Annotated in this window: 14 protein-coding genes; all 14 read left to right on the top strand. The window is 44.7% G+C overall.

Annotated features, from left to right (window positions below):
• Positions 1-83 precede the first annotated feature (83 nt).
• Complete coding sequence (locus RDQ32_RS08430; RefSeq protein WP_308580001.1) at positions 84-1,523, top strand: 4-alpha-glucanotransferase; 1,440 nt, start codon at positions 84-86, stop codon at positions 1,521-1,523.
• 93 nt (positions 1,524-1,616) lie between these two features.
• Positions 1,617-2,450, top strand: coding sequence for an HAD family hydrolase (locus tag RDQ32_RS08425; RefSeq protein ID WP_308580000.1), 834 nt, complete (start codon positions 1,617-1,619; stop codon positions 2,448-2,450).
• 127 nt (positions 2,451-2,577) lie between these two features.
• A complete protein-coding gene (locus RDQ32_RS08420) occupies positions 2,578-3,903 on the top strand; it encodes an alanyl-tRNA editing protein (protein ID WP_308579999.1) in 1,326 nt (441 codons plus the stop codon).
• Positions 3,904-4,027: 124 nt separating this feature from the next.
• A complete protein-coding gene (locus RDQ32_RS08415) occupies positions 4,028-4,732 on the top strand; it encodes an N-acetylmannosamine-6-phosphate 2-epimerase (RefSeq protein ID WP_308579997.1) in 705 nt (234 codons plus the stop codon).
• Complete coding sequence (locus RDQ32_RS08410) at positions 4,729-6,108, top strand: extracellular solute-binding protein (protein WP_308579995.1); 1,380 nt, start codon at positions 4,729-4,731, stop codon at positions 6,106-6,108. Before RDQ32_RS08415 ends, RDQ32_RS08410 begins: the two co-directional genes overlap by 4 nt.
• Positions 6,109-6,254: 146 nt before the next feature.
• Entirely contained in the window at positions 6,255-7,160 is a 906-nt protein-coding gene (locus tag RDQ32_RS08405) for a sugar ABC transporter permease (protein WP_308579994.1), read from the top strand.
• A gap of 9 nt (positions 7,161-7,169) precedes the next feature.
• On the top strand, positions 7,170-8,090 hold the full coding sequence (locus RDQ32_RS08400; RefSeq protein ID WP_007156777.1) for a carbohydrate ABC transporter permease: 921 nt from the start codon (positions 7,170-7,172) through the stop codon (positions 8,088-8,090).
• A gap of 139 nt (positions 8,091-8,229) precedes the next feature.
• Positions 8,230-9,147, top strand: coding sequence for a dihydrodipicolinate synthase family protein (locus tag RDQ32_RS08395; RefSeq protein WP_308579993.1), 918 nt, complete (start codon positions 8,230-8,232; stop codon positions 9,145-9,147).
• Between the two features lie 129 nt (positions 9,148-9,276).
• Positions 9,277-9,942: a GDSL-type esterase/lipase family protein gene (locus RDQ32_RS08390; protein WP_308579992.1), complete on the top strand. Its 666-nt coding sequence runs from the start codon at positions 9,277-9,279 to the stop codon at positions 9,940-9,942.
• 8 nt (positions 9,943-9,950) lie between these two features.
• Entirely contained in the window at positions 9,951-10,931 is a 981-nt protein-coding gene (locus RDQ32_RS08385; protein ID WP_308579991.1) for an ROK family protein, read from the top strand.
• A 142-nt stretch (positions 10,932-11,073) separates the two neighbouring features.
• Positions 11,074-12,216 (top strand): N-acetylglucosamine-6-phosphate deacetylase, encoded by a 1,143-nt coding sequence (gene nagA / locus RDQ32_RS08380; protein WP_308579990.1) that lies wholly within the window; start codon positions 11,074-11,076, stop codon positions 12,214-12,216.
• A gap of 788 nt (positions 12,217-13,004) precedes the next feature.
• Positions 13,005-13,460 (top strand): large conductance mechanosensitive channel protein MscL, encoded by a 456-nt coding sequence (gene mscL / locus RDQ32_RS08375; protein ID WP_183684541.1) that lies wholly within the window; start codon positions 13,005-13,007, stop codon positions 13,458-13,460.
• A 229-nt stretch (positions 13,461-13,689) separates the two neighbouring features.
• The gene (locus RDQ32_RS08370) at positions 13,690-14,463 is read left to right on the top strand and encodes an acyl-ACP thioesterase domain-containing protein (RefSeq protein ID WP_308579988.1); all 774 of its coding nucleotides are present in this window, start codon (positions 13,690-13,692) and stop codon (positions 14,461-14,463) included.
• Positions 14,432-15,088 (top strand): S1-like domain-containing RNA-binding protein, encoded by a 657-nt coding sequence (locus RDQ32_RS08365; protein ID WP_308579986.1) that lies wholly within the window; start codon positions 14,432-14,434, stop codon positions 15,086-15,088. Before RDQ32_RS08370 ends, RDQ32_RS08365 begins: the two co-directional genes overlap by 32 nt.
• The last annotated feature ends 77 nt before the right edge of the window (positions 15,089-15,165 follow it).

Genomic DNA, 15,165 nt, shown 5'->3' with positions numbered 1-15,165 from the left:
CTTTTTTTAGCGAAGAAAAAAATATCAAATCGCAGAAAAAACCGAAAGCGAGATATTTCATTCAATGAGAATAGGAGAGTAGGATGGAGAAGAAAATTTTAGACAGAAGAAGAGCGGGACTTTTGATGCCTATATTTTCCTTGCCGGGAAAATACGGTATCGGTTCTTTTTCCAAGGAGGCCAGAGCCTTTGCAGACTTTTTAAAAGAGGCGGGCCAGAGCTATTGGCAGATTCTTCCCTTAGGCCCCACGGGCTATGGAGATTCCCCCTACCAAAGCTTCTCCACCTTCGCCGGAAACCCCTATTTTATTGACTTGGAGCAGTTACAGGAGGAGGGCTATCTTTTAGAAGGGGATTGTGCAGAGCTTGCCAATGCCTCCGAGAGCCAAATTGACTACGGTATGCTTTATGAAAAGCGTTATCCTGTGCTGAAGAAAGCTATGGACCGCTTTTTCGAAAAGCTGAATACTCCGGAAGGACAGGAAGAAAAAAAGGCTTTTCAGGACTTTTGCGAGAAGAATTCCTTCTGGCTTTCTTCTTATGCCCGTTTTATGGAAGGAAAGCTTCCCTATCCTAAGGAGTTTCACGAAGCCTGCCAGTACTTTTTCCAAAAGCAGTGGCTAAGCTTAAAGGCCTATGTGAATAGCCTTGGGATTCAGCTGATTGGAGATATTCCCATCTATGTTTCTCTGGATTCCTCTGATGTGCTGGACAACCCCTCCCTGTTCCAACTGGAAGGGGGAAGACCCAAGGCGGTGGCAGGTTGCCCTCCCGATGCCTTTGCGGAAAATGGACAGCTTTGGGGCAATCCTCTCTATGACTGGGAAAAGCATAAGGAAACAGGCTATACCTGGTGGATTTCCAGAATGAAGCACTGCTTTACTCTTTATGATGTGGTAAGAGTGGATCATTTCCGGGGATTTGATGAGTATTATTCTATTCCTTACGGGGATGAAAATGCGAAAAGGGGCCACTGGGAAAAGGGGCCGGGAATGGATCTGTTCCATGCCTTAAGAAAAGCTTTGGGAGAGCAGGCGGTGATTGCGGAAGACTTGGGCTATGTCACAGAGTCTGTAAAAAAACTGGTAGAAGACAGCGGTTTCCCCGGGATGAAGCTTCTGGAATTTGCCTTTGACTCCAGAGAAAGTGGAGATTATCGGCCCAATACTTGGACGGAAAATACGGTTTGCTATACGGGAACCCATGATAATCAGGTCTTAAAGGACTGGTTCTTGGAAATTGAAGATGCGGATCGACAGATGGCGGCAGACTATGTAGGAAAAACCGTGGAAGAGCTTTTGGCCATGGATTATGTGGACTTTTTCATTAAACTGACTTTAAATTCCAGATCCAACACGGCAATTATCCCTTATCAGGATTATTGCCATAAGGGAAAGGAAGCCAGAGTGAATAAGCCCTCCGTTCTAGGCTGTAACTGGAGCTATCGATTCCAAAAGGAAGATTTCACCAAGGAAATGGCGGAGAAGATTCGTGCCTTCTGTGAGGAAAGTAAGAGAATCTAAAGAGCTCTGTTGTATATTTCTTTAGTCTGAAACTATAGCAGATTGAGCCGTAAGGTATAAAGTAGAATATAAGGATAGAGAAGACGGGGATAGATGAGAGAAGAAACAAACCGCGCTAAGGATATTGAAAAAAAGAAAGGTTTAGTGGCCTTTGACCTAGACCATACTCTATTAGACCATAATAAGGGAGCCATTACCCCCTCCAGCTTGGAAGCCATTAAGCTACTGAAGGAAAATGGCTATCTTGTGGTGCTGGCTTCCGGCAGAAATATGTATGATCGCTATTCCTTCGATTATTTGAAGGAAATCGCTCCCCATGCTTTGGTGCAGATGAACGGTACCAAGGTGCTTTTAGATCCTTTGGACAGGCAGGAAGTTTTAATGCATAGTGTCATGTCCAAAGATTTACTGGAACGATTGATTCGCTTCGGAAAGGAGCATCATATTGCTCTGGGAACCGCCATAGAGGATAAGGATTATTTCACGGAAGAGGAACAGGTGGTACAGTATGACCTGAATTTTGTGCAGGAAAGCGACAGAAATTTCGTGCCGGTGGAGGAACTCTTAAAAGAAGAGGTTTCTGCTCTGTGTTATTGCGGTGGAGCAGAGGGGGCAGAGGCTCTCAGGAAGAATTTTCCGGAGTTAAATGTCTTTCCCTTTAGCAGAGACACCGGGGCTGACCTTTTGGAAAAGGGCTATAGCAAGGCCATGGGCTTAGAGAAAATCGCTGAGGTTTACAAGATTCCCGGAGAAAAGACCGTTGCCTTCGGAGATAGCTTTAATGATGAGGAAATGCTTCTTTGGGCAAATGTTGGTGTGGCTGTAGGAAACGCTATTCCCTATATCAAGGAAAAGGCGGATATTGTGGCAAAACCCATTTGGGAGGACGGTATCTACCTGACACTAAAGGACCTGGGGATGATTTAAGAAGCAAAAGGGAAAGTATCGAAGTCTGTACTTTAAAAAGTATAAAGGAAAGTATCGATCTTTTTGCCTCAACAGTAACAAAGAGCAGTAATAAATAGCTATTCTTAGGACGAGTAACGAGGAAAATATGATTAAAGAAGCCTTATATTATCAAAGAGGAAACAGCGGCGAAGAGGCGGAAAAAGAGCTTCTTATTTTGGAAAAGCGGGAGCTTTCCGAAAAGGAAAAAGAAGAGTTTGTAAAAAAATGGGGAGGAAGCTATTCTTCCCTTTTTTGCTATAGATTGTCGGAATCCTTCTTCTACCCGGAGGGAGGTGGACAGCCCTGTGACAGAGGAAGCATTGCCGGGGCAAAGCTTCTCTTTGTGGAGGAAAAAGATGGAGAGCTTTGGCAGTATACAGAAGCGGATTTTCCTGAGGGAGCAAAAGTCCGTTGTCAGTTTGATACGGATTTTCGAAGATGGCAGTCGGAAAATCACAGTGCAGAGCATATTTTTTCCGGCCTTGTGAGTAAGCGCTTTTCTTATAAAAATAGCGGTTTTCATATGGAATGCTTTGGGGAGAATCCCCACATGACCGTGGATTTTGACGGAGAATTCAGCGAAAAGGAACTGGAGGAGCTGGAGCAGGGTGTGAATGCCGTCATCCGAAAAAATCTTCCCATAAGAGAAATTTATCTGGAAGGGGAAGAAGATAGGAGTTTGGAAAGAAAGGATGGCAGTATTTCTTTTCGACAAAAGAAGGCTTTGGAGGGGGATATTCGTATTATCGAAATTCCCGAGGTGGATTCCTGTGCCTGTTGCGGAACCCATCTAAGCTTCACCGGAGAGATTGGGGTATTTACCATTCTTTCCTATGAAAAGCATAGGAAGGGCTGTCGTTTAACCATGCTGGCGGGAGAGCTGGCTTTTCTTGCTTTGGAAAAAAAGCTAAAGCTTTTATCCGGCTTCGCCCAAAGCCTTAGCCGGCCCTGGACAGAGATTCCGGAGGCCTTCCGGAGCTTGCAGGAGAAAATCTTTGAAAAGGAAGAAGAAAAAAGAGGAATTTTAGAGGCGGGAATCCGGCTTTTGGAAGAAAAGATATTGAAAGAGCTGGAAGAGCAACGGAAAGGAATCAAAATGCTATTTCTGGGAAGCCCTCTAAAGGATAGCTGCTTTTCCTACTACGGAAAGAATTCTTACCTCTTTCTCTACCTGTCCGAACTGGGGATGAAGGACTTGCAAAAAATCTGTGAAAGGCTGAGACTTTCCCTACCCCTTTCCCTCATTTGCCTTGGGAAAAAGGAAGAAGGCTTTTCTGTGGTGGCAGGAAGCAGAGAAGAGGATATGCGAGCCTTTGGAAAGCTACTGGGAGAAAAACTGTCTTTCCGGGGAGGAGGACAGAAGGAGATGATTCAAGGAAGTACTACGGCAGACTTTCAGGAGATAAATGCTTTTATTGAAAGAATTTTATAGGGAAAGCCAAGTTTTTTCTTGTTGAAATTGAAAAATCTAAAACTATACTTAAGAAAGGACAAGAAGAAAAAGTACTTTTCTTCAAGAACAAATAAAAAAATTTTTCAGGAAAAAGGAGTGTTCCATGACAGAGAGAATCAAGGGATTGAAGGGTAAACTCATTGTATCTTGTCAGGCGCTGCCGGAGGAGCCCTTACATTCCTCCTTCATTATGGGAAGGATGGCCAGAGCGGCAAAGATGGCAGGGGCCGGAGGCATCCGGGCCAACACCAAAGAAGATATTGCGGAGATTAAGAAGGAAGTGGAGCTTCCCATTATCGGTATCGTTAAGAGAGATTACGAGGATTCGAAGGTATATATCACTCCCACCATGAAAGAGGTGGATGAACTTATGGAAGTTGGTGTGGATATCATTGCGATTGATGCCACCATTTCCAAAAGGCCGGGGGGAAAGAACCTGGCAGAATTTTTCCGGGAAATAAAGGCCAAATACAAGGATCAGGCATTTATGGCGGATTGTTCCACGGTGGAAGAAGCCATAGAAGCGGATTGCTTGGGATTTGACTTTATTGGCTCCACTATGGTGGGGTATACAGAGCAGTCTAAGGGAGATCGGATTGAGGCAGACGATTTCCTGATTCTTCGAAAAATGATTGAGAGTGTAAAGCACCCGGTCATTGCCGAAGGCAACATCAACACTCCGGCAAAGGCAAAACGCGTTATGGAACTTGGCGCCTATGCCGTGGTTGTTGGATCAATCATCACAAGGCCGCAGCTGATTGCGGTACCCTTTGTGGAGGCACTCAAAGAATGGGAGGAGAAACAATGAAGAAAAGAATCTTAGCATGGGGAGCAGCGTCTCTGCTTCTGGCAAGCAGCTTGGCAGCTTGCGGACCAAAGGCTACGACAGAGACAGAGAAGAAGGCGGAATCCGGAAAGGCAAGTGAGGCCGCTTCCGAGAAGGCCGAGGGAGCTTCCGAGGATGAGGCATTAAAGGCTGATTTAAAGCTTTACACCTATCCTATCGGAAAATGGGGCGACAGCGCATCCGTAGACAGCTTGCTTCAGAATTTTAACGCAAAGTATCCGGATATCCATGTTACCGTAGAGTATCTGGACTACCAGAGCGGTGACGACCAGGTAAATACCGCTATCGAAGGAAATGCGGCACCCGACCTGATTATGGAAGGACCGGAGCGTTTGGTGGCAAACTGGGGCGCAAAGGGATTGATGGTGGATTTGGCGGATCTCTTTGAAGATGATGCGGCAAAGGATATTTATCCCAACGTAGTAGAGGCTTGTAAGTCCTCCGAGGGAAAGTACTACGAGTATCCCTTGGCTATGATTGCACACTGCATGGCTATTAACAAGACTGCCTTCGAGAATGCAGATGCATTACAGTATCTTGACTTGGACAATCACACCTGGACTACAGAGAATTTCTTCAAGGCTGTGAAGGCTCTGCATGATAAGGGTCAGGAAAATGTTGCGGCAGTTTACTGCGGCGGACAGGGCGGAGACCAGGGAACCAGAGCTTTGGTAAATAACCTGTACGGCGGAAAGTTTACCAATAAGGAGCATACCGAGTATGCTGTAGATTCTTCCGAGAATGCACAGGCTTTAGAAGAGCTTGTGAAGGCAGAGGGAATTAATTTTGACCCGGCTTTGGTTGGAGGAGATGAGATTACCCTTTTCAGAAACGGAACCCTGGCAATGTCTCTTTGCTGGAATTCTGCTCAGCAGAACAACAAGGACAACGGCGAAGCGGGAAAGACCAACAACGGCGATGAAATCATTCCTATGCTTTTCCCTGCAAAGGACGGAAAGGCAGAGCTTTGCGGAGGAATCTGGGGCTTCGGAATCTTCGATAACGGCGATGAGAACAAGGTGAAGGCTGCAAAGGCATTTATCCGTTTCATGGCAAACGATGCAGAACAGGCAAAGCTTTCCGTACAGACTACAGGTTTCTTCCCTGTACATAAGGATCTTACAGACGTTTATGAGGGAACAGAGAACGCAGAGACTATGAAGCTTTTTACAGAGAAGTTCATGCCTTCCTTTGGAGACTACTATCAGGTAACTCCGGGCTGGGCAACTGCCAGAACAGAGTGGTGGAACATGCTTCAGAGAATCGGTCAGGGAGGAGAGGTAAAAACAGAATTAACCACTTTCCAGACCAATGCAAACGCGGCAGCAAAGGCATAAGCTATAGCGGAGTACAGCATACAGCTTATGAAAATGTTTTAGAATGTATTTGAGAATTATTCGAAACATTTGTGAAGAAGAATAGGCTCCGGAAGGCTCACCCTTTGACGGGAAGCCTCCGGAGTTTTTTGATTAGAGGAGAGAAAATGGACTACGTACAAAGCAATCGAAGCAAAATATTAGCCCAAAGAGAAACTCGCTCTGCCTATTTGTTTTTATTGCCAAGCCTTGTGTTCTTTCTGGGCTTCGTAATTTTTCCCATGATTTTGTGCGTCTATACCAGTTTCTTTGATGCCACCATGGGAAAGAATGTGGCAGACCAGTTTATCGGTTTGAAAAACTATACAGAGCTTTTCGGAGATAGCATTTTCCAAAAGGCGCTGAAAAATACCTTAATCATCGTTTTGGTATCCGTTCCGACGGTAGCGATTTTTTCCTTATGGGTGGCCTCCGCCATTTATAAGATGAAGGGACCGGTACTTTCCGCCTTCCGCTGTATCTTCTACCTGCCTGTAGTAACAGGTTCCGTAGCGGTTACCGTGGTATGGAAATGGATGTTCCATAATTACTATGGCTTGTTTAACTATGTGGGAACCCATACCGGCGTGTTGGAGAAGAATATCAACTGGCTGGGAGATGCCCGTTTTGCTCTGCCCTGTATTATTCTGATTTTATTTACCACCTCCGTGGGACAGCCAATCGTCCTCTATGTTTCCGCTCTTGGAAATGTGGATGATTCCCTGGTGGAGGCGGCTTCCGTAGACGGTGCCACCAATCTTCAGCTCTTCTGGAAGATTAAATGGCCCCAGATTATGCCGACTACTCTGTATATTCTGGTTATTACCACCATCAACAGCTTCCAGTGCTTTGCTCTGATTCAGCTTTTGACCTCCGGCGGACCGAACCACAGTACGGATACGGTAATGTATTACATTTACTACACGGCCTTTAAGCTTTATCGCTACGGCTACGGCAATGCCATGGGAGTTATCTTGGCGATTATCATTGCCTTACTCTCTGCATTACAGTTCCAGTTGGCAAAAGAAAAATAGGAGGAATTTATGCATAAGACAAAAAATCTTTATAGCTTACTTAGCTTGTTCCTGCTAATTCTCCTGGCTTTTTTCTTTCTTTTTCCCTTATACTGGATAATTACAGGATCTTTTAAAACCGCCCAGTCCATCAACGGCACAAGCCCGGACTGGTTTCCAAAAGAGTGGGTACTATTGAATTACCAAAAGCTCTTTTCCCGTCAGCCCACCGCCCTCTTTACCTTGAGTATACCCTTTAGCGGAGCCTTCTCCGGAACAGGGAAGGATATTGTGCTGATGACAGGCCCGAAGGTGCCGGGAGCGGTACGTTGGCTTTTAAACACCGTGTTCATGTCCTTATCCGCCATGATTTTAACCTGTGTAACCGCCTCCATGGCAGGCTACGCCTTGGCGAAAAAGCGTTTTAGAGGAAGAACTCTTTTGTTCACCCTGATTGTATGTGCTATGGCTCTTCCCAAGCAAGTTATTTTGATTCCTTTGATTCGGGAAATGTCCTTTTTGAAGCTTTACAACAGCCTTTTGGCAGTCATCTTCCCCACCGTGGGATGGCCCTTCGGCGTGTTCCTAATGAAACAATTCTCTGAAGGCGTGCCCGGGGAAATGTTGGAAGCCTCCCGTATTGACGGAGCCTCTGAAGCCAGAATCTTTAGCCAGATTGTACTTCCCATGATTAAGCCGGGTATCGGTGCCTTGGCAATCTTTACCTTTATCAACAGCTGGAATGACTATTTCATGCAGTTGATTATGTTAAGTAGTACAGAGAACCTAACCATTTCTTTGGGAATTGCTAAGTTGCAGGCGGAAAATGCCACAGACTTCGGTATTATCATGGCAGGAGCTGCAGTGGCGGCAATCCCAATTTTAATCGTATTCTTAATGTTCCAAAGATATTTTACCCAGGGTATTGCCATGGGAGCCGTTAAGGGATAAAAATGTTCATGTAGGTCGGTGGGATTTTTGCTCTATCGTTAAAGTAGAAATGAGCATATAAAATTGAGCTTATCACAGCGAAAAAACCCGGCCGGCAGCAAAACTTTTGGGGTGTTTTGCCCCTTAGAAGGAGACAGAAATGACAAATGTAGAGAAATTTCAAGGAATTTTACCGGCCTTTTATGCCTGCTATGAGGATAATGGAGAGGTGTCTGTAGAGAGAACCAAGGCGCTGGTTCGTTATTTTATTGAAGCCGGTGTGCAGGGTTTATATGTAAACGGTTCTTCCGGAGAATGCATTTACCTTTCCGTAGAGGACAGAAAGCAGATTTTGGAAGCGGTAATGGCGGAAGCCAAGGGAAAGCTTCGCATCATTGCCCATGTGGCTTGCAACAATACCAAGGACTCCGTAGAGCTGGCTAAGCATGCGGAAAGTCTGGGAGTAGATGCCATTGCATCCATTCCTCCCATTTACTTCCGCCTGCCAAGCTACAGCATTGCGGAGTACTGGAATACCATCAGTGCAGCAGCACCAAACACCGACTTCGTCATTTACAATATCCCCCAGCTTGCGGGAGTAAGTCTGACCAAGGATTTATTCATGGAAATGAAGAAGAATCCCAGAGTCATCGGAGTAAAGAACTCCTCCATGCCTGTTCAGGATATTCAGAATTACAAGGCCTGGGGCGGAGAGGACTTTGTGGTTTTCAACGGCCCGGATGAGCAGTTTATCGGGGGAAGAAGCATGGGAGCCTGTGCCGGAATCGGCGGAACCTATGGGGCTATGCCGGAGCTTTTCTTAAAGATGAATGCTCTTTTCAAGGAAAACCGTATGGAAGAAGCCAGAAAGATTCAGTTTGCAGTAAATGAAATCATTACCCTGCTTTGCAGCGGCCACGGCAATATGTATGCCATGATTAAGGAAGTGCTGAAGCTTCGCAAGGGCTTAAATGTGGGCTCTGTAAGAAGTCCGTTAAGTCCTTTAACAAAGGAAGATTTGGAGATTGCAAAGAAGACTGCCAAGGTCATCGATGAGACAGTAGCGCGCTTCGTATAAAAGATTTGCCTGCTTTGTAGGGTTTCCTGGAAACTTTACAGAGCAGGCTAAAAGTGCTTTTAGGGGACATTCCCCCCGGGAGCAGCTATAGATAAACAGCATGAAAGGAAAGCAATTAAAGGAGGAAATATGGCTGGGGCAAAGACCATTGTATGTTTTGGAGATTCCAATACCCACGGTTACAATAACAAAAACGGAAAGCGTTTTAGCGAGCATGTGCGTTGGCCCATGGTTTTACAGGAATTATTAGGGGAGGAGTATTTGATACGGGAGGAAGGCTTATCAGGCCGTACCACTGTTTTTGAAGATCCCTTGTACGAGGGTCTTTCCGGCGTGAGTATGATTCGTCCAATCCTTCTTACCCATGAGCCGGTTTCCCTTTTGATTATCATGCTGGGAACCAATGATGTAAAGGAGCGTTTTTCCGCTACTGCGGAAAATATTTCCAGAGGGCTGGAACGTTTAATCCGAAAAGCCCAATCCGTACAGGAAGCCTTTACAGAAGAAAAGCCGAAAATCCTGATTATCGCTCCCTATCCCATTGATCCGGAATATAAGGATACTATTGTAGGGAATGAAATGGGAAAAGACTGCTGTGAAAAGTCCAAGGCCATTATTCCTCTGTATGAGGAGGTGGCAAAGCGTACCGGCTGTGCCTACCTTTCGGCACAGGATATTCCGGGAGTGGAAAATTACCCCTACGACTATATGCATTTGAGCCCTGAAGCCCATAAGGCTTTGGCGGAGCATCTGGCACAGTGGATTCCCGATTATTTTTCAGAAGAAGGAAAGTAGGTAGCGGTATGGAAAAGCGATATTTTGCCCTGGACATCGGAGGCACCAAAACAAAATATGCCCTTTTGGGAGAAAAGGGAGAAATCCTTTCTACTTATGAAAAGGACACCGAGGCCCAAAAAGGCGGTTCCTTTATTCTGGAAAATGTAAAAGGAGAAATCCATAGAGTATTAGCGGAATTAAAGGGAAATCCGCCGGAGGGGGCACAAGCAGATACAAAGGGAGATGCAAAAGCTGAGCGAACAACAGAAGCCAAAACAGAGCCACTTCTATCCGGTATCTGTATTTCCACCGCAGGAATGGTGGATGAGATAAAGGGAGAGATTATTCATGCAGGCCCCCAGATTCCGGAGTACAAAGGAACAAAGTGGAAGGAAGAGATAGAAACTGCATTTTCCATTCCCTGTGAGGTGGAAAATGATGTAAAGTGCGCCGGTCTTGGAGAATATTCCTTTGGTAGCGGAAAAGGGGCAAGTTCCATGCTTTGCCTTACCATAGGCACCGGTATCGGCGGCAGCTTTATCCTAAACGGAGAGGTATATCACGGCACTTCCCATTCCGCCATGGAAATCGGCTATATGCAGATTCCCGGTGGGATGTTCCAGCGTATGGCCTCTACTTCTGCTTTAGTGAAGAGAGTAGCCAGCAGAAAGGGAGAGCCGGAAGAGCTTTGGAACGGAAAGCGGATATTTGAGGAAGTGGCAAAGGAAGATAAAATCTGTCTGGAAGAGTTGGATAGGCTTTGTGATGCTCTGTCCATTGGACTAAGTAATCTGTGTTATGCTTTTAACCCGGAATGTATTGTGCTGGGGGGAGGCATTATGGAGCAGAAGGATATCCTGCTTCCTAAGATTTGGGGACACTTACAGGAGCATTTAGTGCCTATCGTTGCGGAGAATACCCGCTTGCTGGCGGCCAGCCTTGGAAACAGGGCAGGACTGCTGGGGGCTTATGTGCATTTTCATAACAGGCAGAAGAGTAAAGCCTAAAAACCCCAAAGCCCAAAAATCATAAGTTTAATCATCAAAAGCTTAAAAGAGTTAAAGTTTATTCCCATAGGAAAGCTATCAAACTCTTGAAAAAACAGTGCATGCTTTGGAAAAAATAGTGCTTGTTTGAGAAGGATTTAAGATGGAAAAATATTGTATCTTTACAGAAGAAAAAAAATTTACTTTAGCTTCCGTAGAAGTGAAGGACGGGCGCTTTTCTGCGATTCATAAAGAAAGGGAGCTTTCCGAAGAGGAAGCATTTTCCTGTCCGGAGGACTTTCTCCTGCCGGGACTAATCGACATTCATTTTCATGGCTGTTTGGGAGAGGATTTTTGTGATGGTACCAGAAAGGCCATGCAGACTTTGGCAAAGTATGAGGCGGAGCACGGCATTACCGTCATTTGTCCGGCAACCCTGACATTGGCTGTGGAAGATTTGGAAAAGGTCCTTTCCTTAGCGAAGGAATACCATGAGGAAGGCTTGAAAATCGGGGAAGCAAGACTTCTTGGTATCAATATGGAGGGCCCCTTCATCAGCCCTGTGAAGAAGGGAGCGCAGAATCCCAATTACATCTTAAAATGGGATGAAAAGCTTGCGGAGCGCTTCTTACATTGCTCCGGAGGACTGGTAAAGTATATGGGCTTGGCGCCGGAGGAAAATCCTGATTTCCAGCGTTTTATTCCGAAAATGCGGGGAAAGGTGAAGATTTCCCTTGCCCATACCAATGCGGATTTCCCCACGGCTTTGAAAGCTTATCAGGCTGGTGCCAGTCATGCGGTACATCTTTTCAATGCCATGACCGGTCTGGACCACAGAAATCCGGGGGTTGTGGGAGCAACCATTGAGGAAAAGGAAGTATTTGCAGAGCTGATTACGGATGGCATTCATGTGCATCCTGCCATGGTGCGTCTGGCTTTTGCTGCTTTGGGGGAGGATAGAGTCATTCTCATCAGTGACAGCCTTCGCTCCACCGGAATGCCGGACGGCCTTTATGACCTTGGAGGGCAGGAAGTGGAAAAGAAGGGAAAGCACTGTACACTGACATCCAACGGAGCGTTGGCAGGCTCCGTGTCCAATGTTTATGACTGCCTTTGTACTGCGGTAAAGGAAATGAAGATTCCTCTGAGAAAGGCCATTACAGCAGCCAGCTTAAACCCTGCCCGCTCCTTAGGAATTGAGAAGGACTACGGCAGCATTACGGTAGGAAAGCAGGCGGATTATCTGATTGTGGATAAGGATTTGAAGCAGAAGGCGGTATATCAGGCCGGTGAAAAAATTATTTAAATCCTATATAAGTAGGAAAAATTGCTTAAAATCCCTTATGACAATGAGCTTGGAAAAGACTGAGATTGCATGAAAATTATTCAAACAGCAAAATTGGGAATGAATAAAATTACTAAAAATGCAAAGAAAAATGTAAGAGGAAAAGCATTTGACGAAATCTCCTTCCAATCATATAGTTAAAATAGCTTATGTATAATTCATAACGAGATATCCCTTGCAAAGCGTGGGATATCTCGTTTTAAAGGATTGGAAGGGAGAAAATATGAATACAGATAATCAAAAGCCATGGCTATACAGAAGCGTTAAGAGCACTTTAAGCCTGGCTTTTTTCTTGGAAATGTTACTTTCTTATTTTATGCCCTTTTCTGATAAGGGGAATCAAATAGGGATTGGTTTTCCCTATACCTACCTTTATATACAAAAACAGGGAGTCTTGCATAGTTCTCCTTTTTTGTCTGTCGGTATGAATCCGTTGAGACTGATTTTGAATCTTTTCTTTTTGTACCTTTTATTAAAATTCCTCTCCTGGTCCTGGTGTTTTTTGGAATTAAATAGGAAACAGAACTAGGAGTTCAGGCGATAGTTCTTATCAAAAAGAAGAAAAATGAGGATTAACTCGACAAAAGCAATGACTTAATAAGTGAATAAAAATAAAAAAACAATAAACATTGTCACTTTCAGAAAATAGAACTTGCCAAAAACTCTCTTCTATAATAGATTAGCTGAGGATTTTAGGACGGATAGAGTAAAGTTCTAAAAGGGAGATTCTATATTTTAAGGAGAGACAAATGAAGGGTTTTTTGAAAGAGTTTAAAGAGTTTGCTTTAAAGGGAAACATGATTGATTTGGCAGTCGGCATGATTATCGGTGCTGCTTTTACCGCATTGGTGAACAAGCTGGTATCTGACCTGATTATGCCATTGATTTCCTTGATTACAGGAAAGATTGACTTTGAAAACATGTTCATTCCTTTAGCAGGACAGACCACCAAGGTTTACACTGAGGCCGTTGAGCAGGGTGCGGTATTGGCATACGGTTCCTTCATCACTGCGGTAATCAATTTCCTGATTATGGCTTTTGTGGTATTTGTCTTCGTTAAGCAGATGAACAAGTTAAAGAAGGCTGAGCCGGAAGCAGCACCTACAGAGAAAGAGTGTGAGTACTGCAAGACTATGATTCCTATTGCGGCAACTCGTTGTCCTCATTGCACATCCAAGTTGGCAGGATACGCAGAGTCCGTTTAAGAATACTGAAAGAAGAGGGGAACCTCTTCTTTTTTTGTAGGAAAGATAGAAACTGTATGCAGAATAAAAAAAATAGAGTAGAATAGGGCAGAAAGAATTCCGGAGGGGAGCTATAAAACAGAAGGAAAAGGTATTTTCGGATCTGTGTAATAAAATAGTGCGGAACGGGATTCCGGATTCAGTGAGATAGAGTAGGTTTTCAGGGGAAATCAAGAAAGGGTGGCAAAGGATGTATGAGATTCAAGAGAGAGTTCGTTATTCCGAGGTAACGGAGAAGGGGGAAATGAGTCTGTTTTCCGTGGTGAATCTTTTGCAGGATTGTTCCACCTTTCATTCTCATGATGTGGGAATGTCCATTGAAGTTTTACAGAAAAAGCATAGAGCATGGCTCTTGAGTGCTTGGAATATTGAGCTATATGCCCTGCCTAAGCTCTATGAGAAGCTTTCCATCGGAACGTCTCCCCACAATTTCCGGGGGATTTTCGCCTATAGGAATTTCTGGATTCAAAATGAAGCAAGAGAGTTCTATGTGAAAGCAGACAGCGAGTGGTTCAGCTTTGATTTGGAGAAGGGACGTCCCGGAAAGATTACGGAGGAATTGATTGCACCCTTTAAGGAACGGGAGGATGTATTACATTTGTCTCCCTTGCAAAGAAAAATTGCTTTTCCGGAAAGCTATCAGGAGGGAGAGCTCATTCCCGTTGTGCAGGATTTTCTGGATACCAACCACCACATGAACAACGCCAAGTATATTGCTTTGGCGGAGGAAGTTATTTTCCAATGTACAGGAAAACCGGCTATTCTTTTCACCGAAGGAGAAGAGAAAGCCGATTCTAAGAGAGAATTTTATTCCATTCGGGCGGAATATGTGAAGGCCTATACCCTGGGGGACAGCATTTTCCCAAGGGTAGCAATAGAAGAGGATAGAACGGTTGTAGCCTTTTATAATCAGAATAAGGAGTTATGTTGCCATGTTGAAATTAGGAAAAATCCAGACGCTTAAAATTCTTAGGGAAAAGGATTTTGGTGTTTTTGTGGGAGAGGAAGGAGGAGATAGCGTGCTTCTTCCTATCCGTCAGGTACCCAAAGGGAAGACCATAGGGGATGAGGTCTCCGTATTTTTGTATAAGGATTCCAAGGACAGGTTAATTGCCACCACCAAAAAACCTTATCTTGAAGTAGGAGAAATCGGAAGACTGCGGGTCAGCGATGTAAATACCATCGGCGCCTTTGTGGACATCGGCTTGGAGAAGGATGTTTTGGTGCCCCACAGAGAGATGCGTTATGCCTTAAAGAAGGATATGGAGGTGGAGATTTACCTCTATGTGGACAAGACCGAGCGTTTGGCCGGTACTATGTATACCAAGAAAAAAGAGGATGCCAAGCATTTGACGCAGGAGGAAATAAATGCTTCCCGTTATGAAAAGCTGGGAGAGCAGATTGAACGGCTGATTGAGGAGAAGTTTGAGGGACATATCCCTTATACGGATAAGACCGTGGATCCGGAGCAGGTGAAAAAGGACTTCGGCGTGTCAAAAGCCGCATTTAAAAAGGCTATTGGCAAGCTTTTAAAGGAAAAAAAGATTAAAATCACCAGAACGGCAATTTTTAAAATTTATCAGGATTAGCAACAAAGAGGGGGGATTCTGCTAAAAATCCCCTCTCTTTTTGGGCAGATTGACATTTATTTAATAAAGGAACTCTA

This window comes from uncultured Oribacterium sp. (genome assembly GCF_902481605.1).
Taxonomy (GTDB): Bacteria; Bacillota; Clostridia; order Lachnospirales; family Lachnospiraceae; genus Oribacterium; species Oribacterium sinus.
Note: the sequence above shows the minus strand (reverse complement) of the source record. Positions and strands in the feature narration are given on the sequence as shown.